Below are 17,560 nucleotides of genomic sequence, written 5' to 3' on the forward strand. Positions count from 1 at the left end.
TCGCCCCCGGTGTCCCTGCTCGTACGTTTGTCGTCATCGACAGCCCCCGGAGTCCGTGCCCGAAGAGGCAGGGAGGACCCGGGAAGTGTTCACCGGAATCGTCGAAGAGCTGGGCGAGATCACCGCCGTCGAGAACCTCGGCGACGCGTGTCGCTTCCGATTGCGCGGCCCCGTCGTCACCGAAGGCGCGAAGCACGGCGACTCCATCGCGGTCAACGGCGTGTGCCTGACCGTCGTCGACCACGAGGGCGACTGGTTCACGGCCGACGTGATGGCCGAGACCCTGAACCGCTCCAGCCTCGGCGCTCTCGCCGTCGGCTCCCGCGTCAACCTCGAACGCCCCATGGCCCTCGGTGCCCGCCTCGGCGGCCACATCGTGCAGGGCCATGTCGACGGCACCGGCGAGGTGCTGGAGCGCAAGCCGTCCGAGAACTGGGAGATCGTGAAGATCTCCCTCCCCGCGGACCTCACGCGCTATGTCGTCGAGAAGGGCTCCATCACCGTCGACGGCATCAGCCTCACCGTCGTCGACGCGGGCCCGGACCACTTCACCGTGAGCCTCATCCCCACCACGCTCGCCCTGACCACGCTCGGCCACAAGCAGCCCGGCGACCCGGTCAACCTTGAGGTCGACGTCATCGCCAAGTACGTCGAGCGGCTGATGGGCAGTCAGGGGGCCACGCGGTGAACCGGCTGAACTCCGAGGCGTTCGTCCTCCTCGACCAGCACATCCTCTGGTCGGACATGGTCGGCAACATCTTCGGCCTCATCGGCCTCGCTCTCGGCTGGCGCCGGTCCATCTGGAGCTGGCCCGTCCAGTTCGTCTCCGGCCTCATCCTGTTCGGCGCCTTCTTCGGCCACCTCACCGGCAGCGCCGGCAAGCAGGCCGTCGTGATGGTCGTCGCCCTGTACGGCTGGTGGCAGTGGAACCGCGGCAAGGAGGGCTCCGGGGACGGCCACATCACCCCGCGGTTCGCCACCTGGCGCGAGCGCGCGGCGATGGCCGGCGCCGCCGCCGTCGGCACGGTCGCCGTCGCCCTCCTCTTCAAGGCCTACCCGACCCTGTCCTGGGACCCCTGGCCGGACGCGTACATCTTCGTCGGCACCGTCGTCGCCATGTACGCGCAGGCCCGCGGCATGGTCGAGTTCTGGTTCGCCTGGCTCCTGGTCGACCTGGTCGGCGTCCCGCTGAACTTCGCCAACGGCTACGCCTTCTCCGGCTTCGTCTACGTCATCTACGGCGCACTCGTCCTGTGGGGCATGCGCGACTGGTGGCTGCGCTCCCGCGAGGGTGCGCGGCCCGCTCTGGAAGGAGCGCCGGCATGAGCGCTGCACCGATCCTGTACAGCACCGACGGCTTCGAGGACTTCGCTCTCGACCCGATCGAGCAGGCCATCGCGGACATCGCGGCCGGCCGCCCGATCGTGGTCGTCGACGACGAGGACCGGGAGAACGAGGGCGACCTCGTCGTCGCCGCGGAGAAGGCGACCCCCGAGATCGTCGCCTTCATGATGAGCGAGTGCCGCGGCCTGATCTGCGCCCCCATGGAGGGCGACGAACTGGAGCGCCTCAGGCTCCCGCAGATGGTCGACGACAACACCGAGTCGATGAAGACCGCGTTCACCGTCTCCGTGGACGCCTCCGCCGCCCACGGAGTGAGCACCGGCATCTCGGCCTCCGACCGCGCGACCACGCTCCAGCTCCTCGCGAGCGGCGTGGCCGGGGCCGACGACTTCGTCCGCCCCGGCCACGTCTTCCCGCTCCGCGCCCAGCCCGGCGGCGTGCTGGTGCGCAACGGCCACACCGAGGCCGCCGTCGACCTCGCCCGCCTCGCGGGCCTGCGCCCGGCCGGCGCGATCGTCGAGATCGCCGGCGAGGACGGCCGCATGCTGCGGCTGCCCGAGCTGATCCCCTTCGCCCGCAAGCACGGCCTGACGATCATCTCCATCGAGGACCTGATCGCCTACCGCCGCGGCTCGGAGCCCACCGTCCGCCGCGAGGCCGAGACCCGCCTGCCCACCGTGCACGGCACCTTCACCGCGTACGGCTACCGCTCCACCGTCGACGGCGTCGAGCACGTCGCCCTCGTCCACGGCGAGATCGGCGACGGCGAGGACGTCCTGGTCCGCGTCCACTCCGAATGCCTCACCGGCGACGTCTTCGGCTCCGCGCGCTGCGACTGCGGCCCCCAGCTGGACGCCTCCCTCAAGCGCATCCAGGACGAGGGCAGGGGAGTGGTGGTCTACCTGCGCGGCCACGAGGGGCGCGGCATCGGCCTGCTGTCCAAGCTGCGCGCCTACGAGCTCCAGGAACAGGGCCACGACACCCTCGACGCCAACCTGGAACTCGGCCTGCCCGCCGACGCCCGGGACTACGGCGCCGGCGCGCAGATCCTCCAGGACCTCGGCGTGCGCAGCCTGCGCCTGATGACCAACAACCCGGACAAGACCGACGCGCTGGTCCGCCACGGCCTCAAGGTCAACGGCCGCGAGCCGATGCCGATACAGGCGGGCGAGCACAACCTCCGCTACCTGCGCACCAAGCGGGACCGGATGGGCCACGACCTGCCCTGGCTGGACACGGCCCCCGTGTCCACCTGCGGCAACCAGTAAGCCCCGTAAGCACAGACAACGAGGAGACGTAGGAACGTGAGCGGCAAGGGTGCACCCGAACTGTCCGTACGCAACGTCGGAGACCTGCGGGTCGCCGTCATCGCGGCACAGTGGCACGAGAAGGTGATGGACGGCCTGGTGGACGGCGCCCTGCGCGCCCTGCACGACCTCGGGATCGACGAGCCGACCCTCCTGAGGGTCCCCGGCAGCTGGGAGCTCCCGGTCGTCGCCAAGGTCCTCGCGGGCCGCGGCTACGACGCGATCGTCGCCCTCGGTGTCGTCATCCGCGGCGGCACCCCCCACTTCGAGTACGTGTGCCAGGGCGTCACCCAGGGACTCACCCAGGTCTCCGTCGACACCGGTGTCCCCATCGGCATGGGCGTCCTGACCTGCGACACCGAGGAGCAGGCCCTGGACCGGGCCGGCATCGAGGGCTCCAACGAGGACAAGGGCCACGAGGCGGTGACGGCCGCGGTGGCCACCGCGGCCACCCTCCGCTCAGTATCTGAACCCTGGAGGTGAGCCCCGCGCACTTGCGCATAGGCTGAGCACCATCATGTCCAATAAGACGTTCGAGGAGCTCTTCACCGAGCTCCAGCAGAAGGCCGCCACGGGCGACCCCGCCACCTCCCGCACCGCAGAGCTGGTCGGCAAGGGCGTCCATGCCATCGGCAAGAAGGTCGTCGAGGAAGCCGCCGAAGTCTGGATGGCCGCCGAGTACGAGGGCAAGGAAGCGGCTGCCGAGGAGATCTCGCAGCTGCTGTACCACGTCCAGGTGATGATGGTCGCCCGGGGAATCTCCCTGGACGACGTCTACGCCCACCTCTGAGCCGTCCCCGCACCCCAGCACCGTACGCACGAACAAAGGAAGCCGACCTCATGCTGCGCATCGCCGTCCCCAACAAGGGTTCCCTGTCAGGCCCTGCGGCGGAGATGCTGCATGAGGCCGGCTACCAGCAGCGCCGCGAGGCCAAGGAGCTGCGGATCGTCGACCCGACGAACGAGGTCGAGTTCTTCTACCTCCGCCCCCGTGACATCGCGATCTACGTCTCCTCCGGCAAGCTCGACATCGGCATCACCGGCCGCGACCTGCTCATCGACTCAGGCGCCAGCGCGGAGACCATCCTCCCGCTCGGCTTCGCCCGCTCCACCTTCCGCTTCGCCGGCAAGCCCGGCACGGCCACCGGCCTCGCGGACCTCGCCGGCAAGACGGTGGCCACCTCGTACGAGGGCATCGTCGCCAAGCACCTCGCCGACCACGGCATCGACGCCTCCGTCGTCCACCTGGACGGCGCCGTCGAGACCGCCATCGAACTCGGCGTCGCCGAGGTCATCGCCGACGTCGTCGAGACCGGCACCTCGCTGCGCAACGCGGGCCTCGAAGTCTTCGGCGAGCCGATCATGAAGTCCGAGGCCGTCGTCATCCGCCGCGTCGGAGCCGAGTCCACAGGGGACGCCGAGCCCAAGGTGCAGCAGTTCCTGCGCCGCCTCCAGGGCGTCCTGGTGGCCCGGACCTACGTGATGATGGACTACGACTGCCGGGTCGAGCAGCTGGAGAAGGCCGTGGCGCTGACGCCGGGCCTGGAGTCCCCGACCGTCTCCCCGCTGCACAACGAGGGCTGGGTCGCCGTCCGCGCGATGGTCCCCTCCAAGGAAGCCCAGCGGATCATGGACGACCTGTACGAGATCGGCGCGCGGGCCATCCTCACGACGGCCATCCACGCCTGCCGTCTCTGAGGGGCCCAGCCACAGTGTCCGAACTCCCCGCTCTCCCCGTCACGTTCCGGCCCGGACGCACCCGTGCCGTCCTGCTCACCGCCGGTGTCGCGATCTTCGTGGTCATCACGACGGTCGCGATGCTGCTGGAGCAGCTCAGCCCCGGCGAGCGCCTGAGCTTCGTCCTCACCGGCGCGCTCCTGTTCGGCGTGCTGCTCATGCTCGCGAGGCCGAAGGTCGTCGCCGACGAGTCCGGCGTCACCGTGGTCAACATCGCCAGCCGACGCCGACTGGACTGGGCCGAGATCATCCAGGTGAACCTCCGGGCCGGCGACCCGTGGGTGTTCCTCAACCTCAGCGACGGCACCAGCCTGCCCGCGCTCGGCATCCAGCCGGGCATCGCCAAGCAGCAGGCCATCGCCGACGCGCGCACCCTGCGAGCGCTCGCCGAGGCCCGCTCCACGGCCCGCCTCGAGGAAGATCAGGGCTGACTCAGGGCCTTCCACCCTGCCGCACGGGGCCATGTCTTGATTAATCTGTTGGCGGAGGCGTTTATTCGCTGCGCCTCCGCCCCTGCGCGCCACCCGGCGCCCAGGGGTTCCTGCTACGCGAGGAGTGACCCTCTCCGGCGATGGACGGATCGTCCTGTAGTACCTGCGCCGCCCCCTGCCGACATACCGCGGACCCGTTCCGTGCGTACGCGGAGGCGGCGGCATCATGACCACCCCCCTGCTGCTCCTCGGAGCGGCGTTCCTCCTGATTCTCGCCAACGGATTCTTCGTCGCGGCCGAGTTCGGCCTGGTGACGGTCGAGGCGACGGACGCCGAGAAGGCCGCCGCCGAGGGCGACCGACGGGCCCGTACGGTCGTCGAATCCCTCAAGGAGCTGTCCTTCCAGCTCTCCGGCACCCAGCTCGGCATCACCATCACCTCCCTCGTCGTCGGCATGCTCGCCGAACCGGCGCTCGCGGAGCTGCTGAGCGGCCCCGTGACCGCGACCGGCGTCCCCGAGGGAGCCGTCTCCGGAGTCGCCGTGGTCATCGGCATGCTGCTGGCCTCGGCCGTGCAGATGGTGATCGGCGAACTGGTGCCCAAGAACTGGGCGGTCTCCAAGCCGATGCAGGTCGCGCGCTTCGTCGCCGGCCCGCAGCACGCCTTCGCCCGCCTGTTCCACCCGGTGATCGCCGGGCTGAACGCGGTCGCCAACCGTCTCGTCCGCGCGATGGGCATCGAGCCCACCGACGAGCTGGCCTCCGCCCGCACCCCCGGTGAACTCGTCTCCCTGGCCCGGCACTCCGCGCAGGCCGGCGCCCTGGAACAGGACACCGCGGACCTCTTCGTACGGACGCTGTCGCTCGCCGAACTGACCGCGCAGCACGTCATGACCCCGCGCGTGAGGGTCAGCGCCCTGCAGTCGTCCGCGACCGCCGAGGACGTGGTCAACCTGACCCGCGCCACCGGCCTGTCCCGCTTCCCCGTCTACCGCGAGAAGATCGACGAGATCGTCGGCATGGTCCACCTCAAGGACGCCCTGGCCGTACCCGCGGCCGACCGGCTGCGCACCCCGGTGGGGCGCATCGCGCGCCCGGCGCTGCTCGTGCCCGAGACCCTGCCGGTGCAGCCCCTGCTCGCGCAGCTGCGCAACGAACAGCCCATAGCCGTCGTCGTCGACGAGTACGGCGGCACGGCCGGAGTCGTCACGCTGGAGGACATCGTCGAGGAGCTCGTCGGCGAGGTCCGCGACGAGCACGACGGACACGACCTGCCCGAACTCGCCGCCGCCCCCGCGGAGGACGGCAGGCCCGCCTGGGAGGCCGACGGCAGCTGCCGTGTCGACATCCTCCAGCGCATAGGCCTGAACGTGCCCGAGGGGCCGTACGAGACCGTCGCCGGTCTGGTGGCCGACCTTCTCGGCCGTATCCCGGCCGTCGGTGACCGGGCCGAACTGCCCGGCTGGCGGCTGTCGGTGCGTCAGGTCGGGCACTACCGCGCCGAGCGGGTCCGCCTGGTGCGGACGGCGCCCGTCGCGGAGACCGGCCGAGGGGCCGGCGTCGCCGTGGTGGAGGCCGCCCGATGAGCGTGCTCCAACTTCTGTTCGCCGCGCTGCTCGTGCTCGCCAACGGCTTCTTCGTGGGCGCCGAGTTCGCCCTCGTCTCGGTGCGCCGCAGCCAGATCGAACCGCTCGGCACCGCCCGGGCCCGGCAGGTCCTGCACGGCCTGGAGCGGTTGCCGCAGATGATGGCCGCCGCGCAGTTCGGCATCACCGTCTGCTCGCTGACCCTGGGCGCGGTCGCCGAACCGACCGTCGCACAGCTCCTTGAGCCGCTCTTCGAGTGGATCCACCTGCCGCACGGCATGATCCACCCGCTGGAGTACGTCATCGCGCTCGCCGCGGTGATCTTCTTCCACCTCGTCATCGGCGAGATGGTCCCGAAGAACCTCGCGATGGCGGCCCCGGAGAAGGTCGCGCTGTGGCTCAGCCCCGGCCTGGTCGCCTTCGCCCGCGTCTGCAGGCCGATCACCGTCGCCCTCGGCGCCTGCGCCCAGGGCATCCTGCGGCTCTTCCACGTCGAGCCCAAGGACGAGGTCGAGGCCGTCTTCACCAGCGAACAGCTCAACCGTCTGGTGGAGGACTCGGGACAGGCCGGCCTGCTCGGCCCGGAAGAGCAGGAGCGACTGGAGGACGCCCTGGAACTGGGCTCCCGCCCGGTCACGGACGTGCTCCTGACCCGCGAGTCCCTGGTGACGGTCAGCCCCTCGGTCACCCCGGGCCAGATCGTCGAACTCACCGGCCACACCGGCTACTCCCGGTTCCCCGTGGCGGCCGGGAAGGGTGCTTTCATGGGCTACCTGCACGTGAAGGACGTCCTCGACCTGGAGGAGTCCGAGCGTGCGGTGCCGCAACAGGTGTGGCGCCCGATGACGACCCTGCGCTCCGACCTCCCGCTCGACGACGCGCTCACGGTGATGCGCCGTGCCGCCACGCACCTGGCCCAGGTGGCCGACGCGTCCGGCAGGGTCCTGGGCCTCGTCGCGCTGGAGGACGTCCTGGAACTCCTGGTGGGCGAGGTCCGGGACCCGGCCCACCGCGAGGTCCCGGAGGTACGGGTGGCGGAGCCGCGGACCAGCGGAGCGCCGGAGGAGGCACTGGCGAGCTAGGGCGCGCTGCCGCTGCGGTCGACTGCGCCGCAGCGGCAGCCGCCCCGGCCGCGGGCGGTCGTGCAGGTGGGGCGGCCCGGGTGGGCGCGGCGGCACCTCGCGAGAGCGAGTGAGGGTCGACCCACCCGACGTGAGCCCCGGCGGGCCGCGCCTACATCGGCGACGGATCCTGCGGCGCCCGTCCCGACAGCACCTCTCCGTACGCCTGCATCAGATCCGGCAACCGCAGAGTCGACAAGTCGTCCCGTGTCAGCATCCCGGGATATGTGGACAGCCGCAGATCGCGGTACGCGCAGCTCTTCTCGTACAGCGTCCGCACGAACCGCCCGTTCCCCAGCTCGTCGATCCACCCCTGGTCGACCACGTGACCGGCGATGGACCGCAGCTCGTCCAGGGCCTCCTCGTCCCACGCGTCACCGTTCTCGGTGGCCAACACCTCACCGATGGAGGTGAGTTCGAGGGGACGGTAGGACGGGAAGTCGACGCGGGTCGTGAAGCGCGAGGACAGCCCCGGGTTGGCGGAGAGCAGACGGTCCATGCCCTCCGGATAGCCGGCCAGGATCACCACGAGGTGGTCGCGGTTGTCCTCGGCCCGCTTCAGCAGCACCTGGAGCGCCTCGTCGCCGTACGCGTCGCCCTTGCCGTAACCGGAGTTGGACAGCGAGTACGCCTCGTCGACGAAGAGCACACCGCCGAGCGCGGAGTCGATGAGCTCGTTGGCCTTCACGGCGGTCTGGCCGAGGTACTCGCCCACCAGGTCGGCCCGTTGGGCCTCCACGAGATGGTCGCCGCCGAGGAGCCCGAGGGCGTAGAAGACGCGGCCGAGGATGCGGGCCACGGTGGTCTTGCCGGTGCCGGAAGGGCCGGAGAAGACGAAGTGTCGCTTGGGCGGCTGGACCGGAAGGCCCTGCCCGGCCCGCAGCCGGGCCATGTTCAACTGCGCGGACAGCGCCTTGACCTGGCGCTTCACCGGTTCGAGGCCCACCATGCGCTCAAGTTCGGCGAGTGCTTCCTCAAGTAATCCCGGGTCGGTGGGCCCGGCGGGCAGCGAGGGCGCGGGCAGGGACTTCTCGCGCACCGCCGGGTCGGAGGCCGACGGCAGCGGACCGGAGGGTGCCGGGCCGGGCTCGGTGAACTTGAGGTCGCGGCCGTCGCCGCCGAAGAGCGGGTCGAGTCCGTCGGGGCCGTCCACCATGTCCTGCCCGGCCCCGGCGAGCATGATCGCGGCGAGGTCGGCGGAGTCGTCGTACCCGTCGCCCTCGGAGATCGCGGCGAGCCGCGCCGAGGTGTCCATGAAGGCCGGGTCGACGCGGTGCACGGCCCGGTACAGGGGGAGGGCGGCGGCGCTGCGGCCGGTGCCCTCGTGGGCCCGGGCCAGCCAGTAGCGCAGTTCCTTGCGCTGCGGCTGCTCGCTGCGGCAGCGCATCAGGGCCGACGACAGCAGCGGTTCGGCCTGGCCGTACATCTCCAGACGGACCCGGGCCATCCCGCCGAACAGGCCCGCCTCTATGCCCAGCATGGCGTCGTTGATCAGCGGCTCGGTGTGCCGGACGAGTTGTTCCCAGTCCTTGACGAGATAGGCGCGGCAGGCGTGCAGGAAGCGGACCTGGTGGTCGGCGTCCACCGGTGGCAGGCCGGCGAGGGCCCGGTCCAGTTCCGGGACGTGCCGGCCGTCCAGCCAGTGCGAGGCGTGGGCGAGGAGCAGGTCGCGCGGGCTCTCCAGCACGGGCTGCACCCACCAGCCCAGCCAGTACCAGGAGTTGAGGTTGCGCCGGTGCCGGGCGCGCTGTTCGCCGAAGCGGTCGCGGTGCCGGAACATCCTCAGCAGCGCGGTCGTCGTGTCCACGCGCAGCGCGTGCAGTCCGAGCCAGCCGTCGGCCATCCCGGGATCGATCCGCACCGCGGCGCGGAACTCCTCCTCCGCCTGCGGATAGGCGCCCATCGTGTAGGCGTCCACACCTCGCAGCCAGGCGAGGTCGGCCGGGGCCTCGGGGCCCTGCGTGCCGAAGTCCATCACGTCCCCCACAAACCGTGCCCCCGTTTGGATGGCCGGCGGGCCGGTGCCCGTCGACCGCCTTGGTCCAACCGCTGTGCCGCGGACCGGAGTTGTGACGGTGCGCAGACCAGCCGTCCGTAGGTCGCACCGAGGGCATCGTACCTGCGGTGGTGTCGCCCGCCGTAGGGTGCCGCACGGGCCGTTTGACGAGGTGGGAGCACAGGGGCGCACACACGCATGGTGACCGAGGGTGAGCGAATCGTGCCTCGCGACAGCCGAAAAAGGGGGCTGGGGGCAGAACGAAGCCCCCGATCACGGGGGAACAACCGGGGGCTTCGCGACTCTGGGCGGCTACGAATGGCCGCGCATTGAGAACGTAAGTCCTGTACGGCCCCTCGGTCAAGCCGAGTTGGAGCACTCCGGGAAGTTCTCCCGCAAGGGTCTTCACAAGTTCAGCACACTGCGGATGGTCCGTCACCGTGTGTGACATTCTGGTCCGGTCCAAAGGTCCCGGCAGGTCCCTCAAACACCTCGTATCCCTCCCGGCACTGCCGTACCAGGAGGTCGGCGAAGGGCCGGGAGGGGTCGTCGGCGAAGTGCCGTCGCTCCGCCGGGACCCAGCCGTCCCAGAAGTCCCGCTGTTCCGCCCCGTCCCGCGCGCGGCCCCGTGCCCACGCCGCCTCGCTCGGCAGCTCCATCCACAGCAGGTGGGCCAGATGCGGACGCAGTGCCCGGCGGCCCGCCCCGACACCCTCGACGAGGACCACGGGAGCCGGCGGCAGCGCGCGCGGCGGCCCGAAGTCGCGGGAGTGCCAGTCGTAGGGGGTGTAGTGGGCGCTCTCGCCGCGGCCGAGCGGTTCGATCACCTGGGACAGCAGCCGCGCGGACCAGCCGAACAGCTCCTCGTGGCTGGCGATGTCGTCGATCCGCAGTACCGGCGCGCCGCCCAGCTCCCGGGCCAACCGCCCGGCGAACGTGGACTTCCCGGAGCCGGCGTGCCCGTCGACGCCGACGAGGCGGACGGGGCCGCAGGAGGGGGGCAGCCGGCGGAGCCGGGAGGCGAGGTCGCGGATGGCCGTTCCTCGGGGAGCAGGAGCGTGATCAGGGGTTCCGCCGTGCAGTCTAGGTCGGCCGGGTCGCTTCAGTGGACGAGACCAATATTGCCGGGCGTGGCATGGCCCGAAGTGCTGGCAGGAGCATGCCGCCTGTTCCATAGTTGGCGCACAGCCAAGCAGTGGACCTGCGCCGACTCGTACACCTGGGGGTCACTCCGCCCATGAGCAGAGCCGAACAGCCGTCCCGTAGAACCGTCCTGGCCGCCGCGGTCGCCGCCGCCGTGGCGGGTGCCGCGGGCCCGGCGTCCGCCGACACCGCGAGCAGTGCCGTGACCGACGCCGCCGACCCCGCCCGGCGTGCGGCCCGCCCGGTCGACAACCGTTTCTGGACCACGTACGCCGACTGGCGCGGCGGCGCCGCCAAGGGCACCCGGGCCGTCGCCGGTGCCCGACCGGGCCTCGCGATCGGCACCCCGGCCGGCACCGCCGACTACACCGACCCGCACACCGGCACGACGGCCGCCTGGGAGTACGGGACCTGGATGTCTCCCGTCCACCGCCTCGCCGTCCCCGCCACCGAGGTCATCGCCTCCTGGAACGCGCGCACCCCGGCCGGCACCTGGCTCCAGGTCGAGCTGAAGGGCACGTACTCCGACGGCACGAACACGCCCTGGTACGTGATGGGCCGCTGGGCGGCCGGCGACCAGGACATCAAGCGGACCTCGGTCGACGACCAGAGCGACGGCAGGAGCAGCATCTGGACGGACACCTTCGCGATCGACGACCCGGCCACGGGGCTGCGCCTGGTGTCGTACCGCCTCAGGCTCACGCTCTACCGCAAGCCCGGCACGAAGGCCACGCCCACGGTCTGGCGGCTCGGTGCGATGGGCTCCGACGTCCCCGACCGCTTCACCGTCCCGGCCTCCGCCCCCGGCCTCGCCCAGGAGCTGACCGTCCCGCGCTACTCGCAGGAGATCCACGTCGGCCAGTACCCCGAGTACGACAACGGCGGCGAAGCCTGGTGCAGCCCCACCTCCTCGCAGATGATCATCGAGTACTGGGGCGGCCGGCTCACCGCCGACCAACTGGCCTGGGTCGACCCGTCGTACGCCGACCCGCAGGTCTGCCACGCGGCCCGTTACACCTTTGACCACCAGTACGAGGGCTGTGGCAACTGGCCCTTCAACGCCGCCTACGCGGCCACCTTCAAGGGCCTCCAGGGCGTGGTCACCCGGCTCGGCTCGCTGTCCGACCTGGAGACGCTGATCGCGGCCGGCATCCCGGCCATCACGTCCCAGTCGTTCCTCAAGGAGGAGCTGACGGGGGCGGGTTACGGCACCTCCGGGCACCTGATGACCGTGATCGGCTTCACGGCGACCGGTGACGTGATCGCCAACGACCCGGCCTCGCCGAGCAACGACGCCGTGCGGCGCGTCTACCAGCGGCGCGAGTGGGAGAACATCTGGCTCAGGACCAAGCGGTACAACGCGGCCGGCAAGGTCGTCTCCGGCACCGGAGGCGTCTGCTACCTGTACTTCCCGGCGCTGCCGACCCCGCGCCAGCGCAAGGCGCTCGCGGCGGTGGGCGTGCGCTGAACCGGCCTGTGAACGGCCTCCGGCGCGCCGGAGGTCGTTCGCGTGTGACCAAGCTCTCTGCCGCAAAAGCCACCACCGGTGGCAAGGTGGACAGACTGGTGGGGGGAGTCCACCCGTACGTCCGACCTCAGCGAGAAGCCATGACCGCACACTCAGCCATCGCCGCCCGCACCCGCACCGGCGGCCCCCGGGAAGACGGCCCGAAGATCGCCGAACACGTCATGGGCTGGACCCTCGTCGTGGTGATCGCGATGCTCGTCACCCAGCTCGGTCTGCTGTGACCTGACGCATAACCGACCTGACATACTGCGGTGGTCCCGCCGCCCGTCGAGACCAGGGTCGAGATTGAATATCAGTCAGCAGCGTGACGCGGCCCGTCCCCGGGCGCGCGGCACCGAGCGCTCGGTAGCGCGTCGAGCCGAACTCATCGCCATCGGGCGGAAGTTGTTCGCCGACACGTCCTACGACGCGCTCTCGATGGACGACATCGCCCGCCAGGCGCATGTCGCCAAAGGGCTGATCTACTACTACTTCCAGTCCAAGCGCGGCTACTACCTGGCGATCATCCAGGACTCCGTCGCCGACCTGGTCACCTACGCGGCGAGCGGCCTCGAACTGGAACCGGTGGACCGGGTCCACCGCACCGTCGACAGCTATCTGCGCTACGCCGAGCACAACCAGGCCGCGTACCGCACGATCGTCAGCGGCGGCGTCGGCTTCGACGCCGAGGTGCACGCCATCCGGGACGGGGTGCGCGAGGCCATCGTCGCCACCATCGCCGAAGGGGCCTACGGCCGTACCGACATCGCCCCGCTGGCCCGGATGGCCCTGCTCGCCTGGCTGTGCAGCGTCGAGGGTGCCGCCCTCGACTGGATCGACCGCCCCCACCTGTCCCGCGAGACGATGCGCGAACTCCTGGTGAAGACCCTCGGCGGCTCGATGCGCGCCATCGAGGAGATGGACCCCGCGTACCGCACCCCGGCGCCGGCCCGCCGAGACGACGGCTGACAACGGCGGGCAACAGCCGACGACTTGGGGCGGAGGCTCGTGGTTCCCCGCCCCAAGTCCGCTGAACGACCGGCTAGTTGATCGCCCTGATCAGCTCACCGCCCGAGGTGTCCCCGCTCAGCTCCCAGAAGAACGTGCCGCCCAGCCCCTGCTGGTTCTTGTACGCCATCTTCGTCCCGATGGTCGCGGGGGTGTCGTAACTCCACCAGTCGCTCCCGCACTTGGCGTATGCCGTACCGGCGACGGTCCCCGTCGCCGGGCACTTCGTCCGCAGCACCTTGTAGTCCTCGATGCCCTGCTCGTACGTCCCGGCGGCCGGGCCCGTCGCGGTGCCGCCCGGCGCCGACTGGGTGACGCCGGTCCAGCCGCGGCCGTAGAAACCGATGCCCAGCAGGAGCTTGGCCGCGGGGATGCCGAGGCCCTTGAGCTTCGCGATGGTCGCCGAGGTGTGGTACCCCGCCTGCGGGATGCCGGAGTACGAGTTCAGCGGCGAGTGCGGGGCCGTCGGGCCGGTCGCGGCCCAGGCGCCGAAGTAGTCGTACGTCATCGGGTTGTACCAGTCGACGTACTGCGCCGCGCCCGCGTAGTCGGCGGCGTCGATCTTGCCGCCGGGGGTGGCGTCGGCGGTGATCGCCGCGGTGACCAGGTTGCCGGTGCCGAACGTGGCCCGCAGCGCCGACATCAGGTTCCTGAACGCGGGTTTCCCGCTGGTGTCACAGGTGGCGCCGCAGGCGTTCGGGTACTCCCAGTCGATGTCGATGCCGTCGAAGACGTCGGCCCACCGGGAGTTCTCGACCAGGTCGTAGCAGGACCGGGCGAACGCGGCCGGGTTCTTCGCGGCCTCGCCGAAGCCGCTCGACCAGGTCCAACCGCCGAAGGACCACAGGACCTTGAGGCCCGGGTGCTTCTTCTTCAGCTCGCGCAGCTGGTTGAAGTTGCCGCGCAGCGGCTGGTCCCAGGTGTCGGCGACGCCGTCCACGGACTCGGCGGCGGTGTAGGTGCGTTCGGTCGCCGCGTAGGCGTCGCCCATCGCGCACTTGCCGCCGGTGACGTTGCCGAAGGCGTAGTTGATGTGGGTGAGCTTCGCCGCCGAGCCGGAGGTCTCGATGTTCTTGACGAAGTACTTGCGGTCATAGGTGCCCCACTCGGTGAAGTAGCCGAGCACCTTGGAGCCGGCGGCCTTCGGGGCGGAGGGGGCCGCGGTGGCGGTCGCGGTGCCCGCGCCGGCGAGCAGTCCGGCGCCGAGCACGACGGCGCACGCGGCGGAGACCAGTGCTCGGAAACGCGAACGGGGACGGTGGGGTATGTGCATCGGTGTCTCCTCGTGGGGGGAGGGGTGCCGACGCCTATTGGCATGAACGCGGTAAGGCGTCGCGGCCGAAACAGTAGGAGGACTAGACCAGTACGTCAATGGTTCGGACCAATTTCGAGGTGGCGGATCCCGCGGCCCTGACCTTCCTGGAGCGGCGGCCCGGAACTTCCCGAAGTGAGCGGTCGTTAACTGGTGACTGGATGCCGCCGATCGGGCATACTCACAGCGCAGAGCCGCTGGTCAGCAGCTTCCGTGACCCGGGAGTGCGAGCATCGGCCGCACTCAGTGAGACCCGGCGGAGCCGCCCCCACCACGGGCGCCTTTGCCCGTGCCCGACCAGGGAGGAGAGCGTCGCCATGCCCGACCGCGCCCCGCAGCCGGTGGACCGGCAACTGCCCACGGACGAGGCCCGGGATCTGATCTCGCTCGTCCGCGACATCGCGCAGCACGAGATCGCCCCGAAGGCGGCCGAGGAGGAGGACGCCGGCCGCTTCCCGCGCGAGATCTTCACCCTGCTCTCCGCGTCCGGACTGCTCGGCCTGCCGTACGACTCCGAGTACGGCGGCGGCGACCAGCCCTACGAGGTCTACCTCCAGGTCCTCGAAGAACTCGCCGCGGCCCGCCTCACCGTCGGCCTCGGCGTCAGCGTGCACACCCTGGCCTCCTACGCGCTCGCCGCCTACGGCACCAAGGAGCAGCAGGTCGAGCACCTGCCCGCGATGCTCGGCGGCGGCCTGCTCGGCGCGTACTGCCTCTCGGAACCGTCCTCCGGCTCGGACGCGGCCTCACTGCGCACGAAGGCGGTGCGCGACGGCGAGGACTGGGTGATCACCGGAACCAAGGCGTGGATCACGCACGGCGGCATCGCCGACTTCTGCACGGTCATGGCCCGTACCGGCGAGGAGGGCCCGCGCGGGATCACGGCCTTCCTGGTGCCCGGTGACGCGGCGGGCCTCAGCGGCGCGGCGCCGGAGAAGAAGATGGGCATGAAGGGATCGCCGACCGCGCAGGTCCACTTCGACGGCGTGCGGGTCGGTGCCGGCCGGCGCATCGGCGAGGAGGGACAGGGCTTCGCCATCGCGCTGGCCGCGCTGGACTCGGGCCGGCTCGGCATCGCGGCCTGCGCCGTCGGCCTGGCCCAGGCGGCGCTGGACGAGGCGGTGGCGTACGCGACCGGGCGGCGGCAGTTCGGGCGGCCCATCACCGACTTCCAGGGGCTGCGCTTCATGCTCGCCGACATGGCGACCCAGATCGAGGCCGGCCGGGCGCTGTACCTGGCGGCGGCACGGCTGCGCGACGCGGGCCGGCCGTTCGCCAAACAGGCGGCCATGGCCAAACTGCACTGCACCGACACGGCGATGAAGGTGACCGTCGACGCCGTCCAGATCCTCGGCGGATACGGCTACACCGCCGACTTCCCGGCCGAGCGGTACATGCGCGAGGCCAAGGTGCTGCAGATCGTCGAGGGCACCAACCAGATCCAGCGGATGGTCATCGCCCGTCACCTAGCGGGTCCCGAGACCCGCTGAACTGACCCGACGTCACCTGGGGCGCCGCCAGCCGGACCCACTCCGGGTCGTGGCGCCCCGGCAGAGTGCGGCCCCGGGCAGCCCAAGTGCGCATCAGATCACGGTAGATGGGCGGGTCCGGCACCTGGGGCGGCGCGAGCGGAACCGATTCTGTGGAGCCGAGAACGGGAGCGGGAACGTACACCCGTCGCTGACGCCCGGTCGTGGAAGTGGTGGGGGTCATGCCGGGGCAACGCGGAGGGCGTCGCACGGTCACCGGTCCCGGGAATCGTGCGTGAGTTCACGGACGTCGGGGAGCGAGGACCGCCTCGGCCGAAGCCGCTCGCAGCCGCCTGACCCGACGTCACCCCGCAGCGGCACACACCGAGCCGCGCCACGGCATCCTGGAGCCGTGGCGCGGCTCGGTCACGGGGTGGGTGCGAGGCCGCTCAGGCGGCCTGGCGGCGCAGGACGGGCACCCGGATGGGGCGCGAGCTCGGCCCGCCGACGTGCGAGAAAGGCTGTGTCCTCCAGTCGAGCCCCTGAGGGAGAGTCAACAGGAGGGCGGTGTCCTGCTCCTGAGGCTCGGCCGACTCGTCGGCCGACCGCGCGTCGGAGGCCTCGCGGCCGGTGCCGGCGCAGACGGTGAGCCCGAACGGATTCCAGGGCGAGGCGCACAGCGCGTGCTCCGGCAGCACCTCCTCGTCCGCCAGCAGGGCGATGGGCTGAGCGCAGTCCGGGCAGATCACCCGGTACATCTCGAAGCTGTCGTAGGCGTCGAGATCGTCGTCGAGTTCGTCGGGTTCGACGCCCTCCGGCTCGGGCTCGACAACCAGCTGCGGCCGCTTGGGTGCGGTACGACCAGGGCGCTGAAGACTCTGCATATCGGGTTCTCCCCCTCGGGCTGGGCCGTGAAGGCACTGCGGCCTCGACCACAGCAAGCACTTCCCGCCCCGTCTCGGCGGTAATCACGGGAGCATCACGGAGCCTGTCCGGGAGGTGTGGTGTTCGTCACATGCCATCCGCAGATGCCCACGGCGGCCGATTTGTCCCCCCGGCAGGGTCGCGGGCCGCCTCCCGCCACATCACGAACCGGGCATGACCTGCGCCGCTCAGGTATCGGAGGAGATCAGCCGCACGGTAGGTTCTTGCGCCATGGAGGAGCTCGACCGACAAATCGTGCAGCTGCTCGTCAAGGACGGGCGGATGAGCTACACAGACCTGGGCAAGGCCACCGGCCTGTCCACGTCGGCCGTGCACCAGCGGGTGCGCCGGCTGGAACAGCGGGGCGTCATCCGCGGCTATGCCGCGGTGGTCGACCCGGAGGCCGTCGGGCTGCCCCTGACCGCGTTCATCTCGGTGAAGCCGTTCGACCCCAGCGCCCCCGACGACATCGCGGAGCGCCTCTCCGGCGTGCCCGAGATCGAGGCCTGCCACAGCGTCGCCGGCGACGAGAACTACATCCTCAAGGTGCGCGTCTCGACCCCGCACGAGCTGGAAGAGCTGCTGGCCCGGCTCAGGACGCTGGCGGGGGTCTCGACCCGGACCACGGTGGTGCTCTCCACGCCCTACGAGGCACGCCCACCGCGGATCTGACCGA

The 17,560-nt window shown here is 70.9% G+C and carries 19 protein-coding genes; 14 read left to right on the forward strand and 5 right to left on the reverse strand.

The window, feature by feature from the left end; translation table 11 throughout:
• The first annotated feature begins 85 nt into the window (after window positions 1-85).
• The 9 genes from ACZ5VD_RS29560 to ACZ5VD_RS29600 all read left to right on the forward strand — a co-directional run bounded on the left by ACZ5VD_RS29560 (window position 86) and on the right by ACZ5VD_RS29600 (window position 7,486).
• Window positions 86-688 carry a riboflavin synthase gene (locus ACZ5VD_RS29560; RefSeq protein ID WP_468553392.1) on the forward strand — a complete coding sequence of 201 codons (603 nt, stop codon included), beginning with the start codon at window positions 86-88 and terminating at the stop codon, window positions 686-688.
• On the forward strand, window positions 685-1,326 hold the full coding sequence (locus ACZ5VD_RS29565; RefSeq protein ID WP_468553391.1) for a nicotinamide mononucleotide transporter family protein: 642 nt from the start codon (window positions 685-687) through the stop codon (window positions 1,324-1,326). Before ACZ5VD_RS29560 ends, ACZ5VD_RS29565 begins: the two co-directional genes overlap by 4 nt.
• Entirely contained in the window at window positions 1,323-2,612 is a 1,290-nt protein-coding gene (locus ACZ5VD_RS29570; protein WP_468553390.1) for a bifunctional 3,4-dihydroxy-2-butanone-4-phosphate synthase/GTP cyclohydrolase II, read from the forward strand. The genes ACZ5VD_RS29565 and ACZ5VD_RS29570 overlap by 4 nt, the downstream gene beginning before the upstream one ends.
• Before the next feature lie 36 nt (window positions 2,613-2,648).
• Window positions 2,649-3,134, forward strand: coding sequence for a 6,7-dimethyl-8-ribityllumazine synthase (ribH, locus tag ACZ5VD_RS29575; protein WP_086764975.1), 486 nt, complete (start codon window positions 2,649-2,651; stop codon window positions 3,132-3,134).
• Window positions 3,135-3,168: 34 nt separating this feature from the next.
• The gene (locus ACZ5VD_RS29580; protein ID WP_018534786.1) at window positions 3,169-3,441 is read left to right on the forward strand and encodes a phosphoribosyl-ATP diphosphatase; all 273 of its coding nucleotides are present in this window, start codon (window positions 3,169-3,171) and stop codon (window positions 3,439-3,441) included.
• A 50-nt stretch (window positions 3,442-3,491) separates the two neighbouring features.
• Window positions 3,492-4,349: an ATP phosphoribosyltransferase gene (gene hisG / locus ACZ5VD_RS29585; RefSeq protein ID WP_468553389.1), complete on the forward strand. Its 858-nt coding sequence runs from the start codon at window positions 3,492-3,494 to the stop codon at window positions 4,347-4,349.
• A gap of 14 nt (window positions 4,350-4,363) precedes the next feature.
• Window positions 4,364-4,819 (forward strand): PH domain-containing protein, encoded by a 456-nt coding sequence (locus tag ACZ5VD_RS29590; protein ID WP_468553388.1) that lies wholly within the window; start codon window positions 4,364-4,366, stop codon window positions 4,817-4,819.
• Window positions 4,820-5,045: 226 nt separating this feature from the next.
• Window positions 5,046-6,404 carry a hemolysin family protein gene (locus ACZ5VD_RS29595; RefSeq protein WP_468683806.1) on the forward strand — a complete coding sequence of 453 codons (1,359 nt, stop codon included), beginning with the start codon at window positions 5,046-5,048 and terminating at the stop codon, window positions 6,402-6,404.
• Complete coding sequence (locus ACZ5VD_RS29600) at window positions 6,401-7,486, forward strand: hemolysin family protein (RefSeq protein WP_468683807.1); 1,086 nt, start codon at window positions 6,401-6,403, stop codon at window positions 7,484-7,486. Before ACZ5VD_RS29595 ends, ACZ5VD_RS29600 begins: the two co-directional genes overlap by 4 nt.
• 151 nt (window positions 7,487-7,637) lie before the next feature.
• Here ACZ5VD_RS29600 and ACZ5VD_RS29605 read toward each other — a convergent pair whose 3' ends face one another.
• Together ACZ5VD_RS29605 and ACZ5VD_RS29610 are read right to left on the reverse strand one after the other, a co-directional pair.
• Window positions 7,638-9,500, reverse strand: a complete 1,863-nt coding sequence (locus tag ACZ5VD_RS29605) for an AAA family ATPase (RefSeq protein WP_468553385.1) — start codon at window positions 9,498-9,500, stop codon at window positions 7,638-7,640.
• A 434-nt stretch (window positions 9,501-9,934) separates the two neighbouring features.
• A complete protein-coding gene (locus tag ACZ5VD_RS29610; RefSeq protein ID WP_468683840.1) occupies window positions 9,935-10,555 on the reverse strand; it encodes a uridine kinase family protein in 621 nt (206 codons plus the stop codon).
• Between the two features lie 203 nt (window positions 10,556-10,758).
• On the opposite strand from ACZ5VD_RS29610, the gene ACZ5VD_RS29615 reads away from it, so the two are divergent.
• The 3 genes from ACZ5VD_RS29615 (at window position 10,759) to ACZ5VD_RS29625 (ending at window position 13,140) form a co-directional block, all read left to right on the forward strand.
• Complete coding sequence (locus ACZ5VD_RS29615) at window positions 10,759-12,132, forward strand: peptidase C39 family protein (protein ID WP_468553384.1); 1,374 nt, start codon at window positions 10,759-10,761, stop codon at window positions 12,130-12,132.
• Window positions 12,133-12,272: 140 nt separating this feature from the next.
• Window positions 12,273-12,413, forward strand: a complete 141-nt coding sequence (locus ACZ5VD_RS29620; RefSeq protein WP_468553383.1) for an SCO1431 family membrane protein — start codon at window positions 12,273-12,275, stop codon at window positions 12,411-12,413.
• Between the two features lie 64 nt (window positions 12,414-12,477).
• Window positions 12,478-13,140, forward strand: a complete 663-nt coding sequence (locus tag ACZ5VD_RS29625) for a TetR/AcrR family transcriptional regulator (protein ID WP_468553382.1) — start codon at window positions 12,478-12,480, stop codon at window positions 13,138-13,140.
• A gap of 73 nt (window positions 13,141-13,213) precedes the next feature.
• Here ACZ5VD_RS29625 and ACZ5VD_RS29630 read toward each other — a convergent pair whose 3' ends face one another.
• Entirely contained in the window at window positions 13,214-14,452 is a 1,239-nt protein-coding gene (locus ACZ5VD_RS29630; RefSeq protein ID WP_468553381.1) for a glycoside hydrolase family 18 protein, read from the reverse strand.
• A gap of 356 nt (window positions 14,453-14,808) precedes the next feature.
• On the opposite strand from ACZ5VD_RS29630, the gene ACZ5VD_RS29635 reads away from it, so the two are divergent.
• Window positions 14,809-15,981, forward strand: a complete 1,173-nt coding sequence (locus ACZ5VD_RS29635; protein WP_468553380.1) for an acyl-CoA dehydrogenase family protein — start codon at window positions 14,809-14,811, stop codon at window positions 15,979-15,981.
• On the opposite strand, the gene ACZ5VD_RS29640 is transcribed toward ACZ5VD_RS29635, so the two are convergent.
• Both ACZ5VD_RS29640 and ACZ5VD_RS29645 read right to left on the reverse strand, forming a co-directional pair.
• The gene (locus ACZ5VD_RS29640; RefSeq protein ID WP_468553379.1) at window positions 15,944-16,204 is read right to left on the reverse strand and encodes a hypothetical protein; all 261 of its coding nucleotides are present in this window, start codon (window positions 16,202-16,204) and stop codon (window positions 15,944-15,946) included. The two genes, ACZ5VD_RS29635 and ACZ5VD_RS29640, sit on opposite strands and share 38 nt — an antisense overlap.
• A gap of 205 nt (window positions 16,205-16,409) precedes the next feature.
• A complete protein-coding gene (locus ACZ5VD_RS29645; protein WP_468553378.1) occupies window positions 16,410-16,844 on the reverse strand; it encodes a hypothetical protein in 435 nt (144 codons plus the stop codon).
• Window positions 16,845-17,115: 271 nt separating this feature from the next.
• Here ACZ5VD_RS29645 and ACZ5VD_RS29650 point away from each other — a divergent pair, with 271 nt between their 5' ends.
• The gene (locus ACZ5VD_RS29650) at window positions 17,116-17,556 is read left to right on the forward strand and encodes an Lrp/AsnC family transcriptional regulator (protein WP_067025789.1); all 441 of its coding nucleotides are present in this window, start codon (window positions 17,116-17,118) and stop codon (window positions 17,554-17,556) included.
• Window positions 17,557-17,560 lie beyond the last annotated feature (4 nt).

This window comes from Streptomyces sp. NPDC032822, from assembly GCF_055578825.1.

What these genes read in the sequence shown, in the direction of transcription:
- ACZ5VD_RS29570 (WP_468553390.1), top strand. Translation starts at nt 1,323, where the DNA reads ATGAGCGCTGCACCGATCCTGTACAGCACCGACGGCTTCGAGGACTTC.
- ACZ5VD_RS29580 (WP_018534786.1), top strand. Translation starts at nt 3,169, where the DNA reads ATGTCCAATAAGACGTTCGAGGAGCTCTTCACCGAGCTCCAGCAGAAG.
- hisG (WP_468553389.1), top strand. Translation starts at nt 3,492, where the DNA reads ATGCTGCGCATCGCCGTCCCCAACAAGGGTTCCCTGTCAGGCCCTGCG.
- ACZ5VD_RS29595 (WP_468683806.1), top strand. Translation starts at nt 5,046, where the DNA reads ATGACCACCCCCCTGCTGCTCCTCGGAGCGGCGTTCCTCCTGATTCTC.
- ACZ5VD_RS29600 (WP_468683807.1), top strand. Translation starts at nt 6,401, where the DNA reads ATGAGCGTGCTCCAACTTCTGTTCGCCGCGCTGCTCGTGCTCGCCAAC.
- ACZ5VD_RS29605 (WP_468553385.1), bottom strand. Translation starts at nt 9,500, where the DNA reads ATGGACTTCGGCACGCAGGGCCCCGAGGCCCCGGCCGACCTCGCCTGG.
- ACZ5VD_RS29615 (WP_468553384.1), top strand. Translation starts at nt 10,759, where the DNA reads ATGAGCAGAGCCGAACAGCCGTCCCGTAGAACCGTCCTGGCCGCCGCG.
- ACZ5VD_RS29620 (WP_468553383.1), top strand. Translation starts at nt 12,273, where the DNA reads ATGACCGCACACTCAGCCATCGCCGCCCGCACCCGCACCGGCGGCCCC.
- ACZ5VD_RS29630 (WP_468553381.1), bottom strand. Translation starts at nt 14,452, where the DNA reads ATGCACATACCCCACCGTCCCCGTTCGCGTTTCCGAGCACTGGTCTCC.
- ACZ5VD_RS29635 (WP_468553380.1), top strand. Translation starts at nt 14,809, where the DNA reads ATGCCCGACCGCGCCCCGCAGCCGGTGGACCGGCAACTGCCCACGGAC.
- ACZ5VD_RS29640 (WP_468553379.1), bottom strand. Translation starts at nt 16,204, where the DNA reads ATGACCCCCACCACTTCCACGACCGGGCGTCAGCGACGGGTGTACGTT.
- ACZ5VD_RS29645 (WP_468553378.1), bottom strand. Translation starts at nt 16,844, where the DNA reads ATGCAGAGTCTTCAGCGCCCTGGTCGTACCGCACCCAAGCGGCCGCAG.
- ACZ5VD_RS29650 (WP_067025789.1), top strand. Translation starts at nt 17,116, where the DNA reads ATGGAGGAGCTCGACCGACAAATCGTGCAGCTGCTCGTCAAGGACGGG.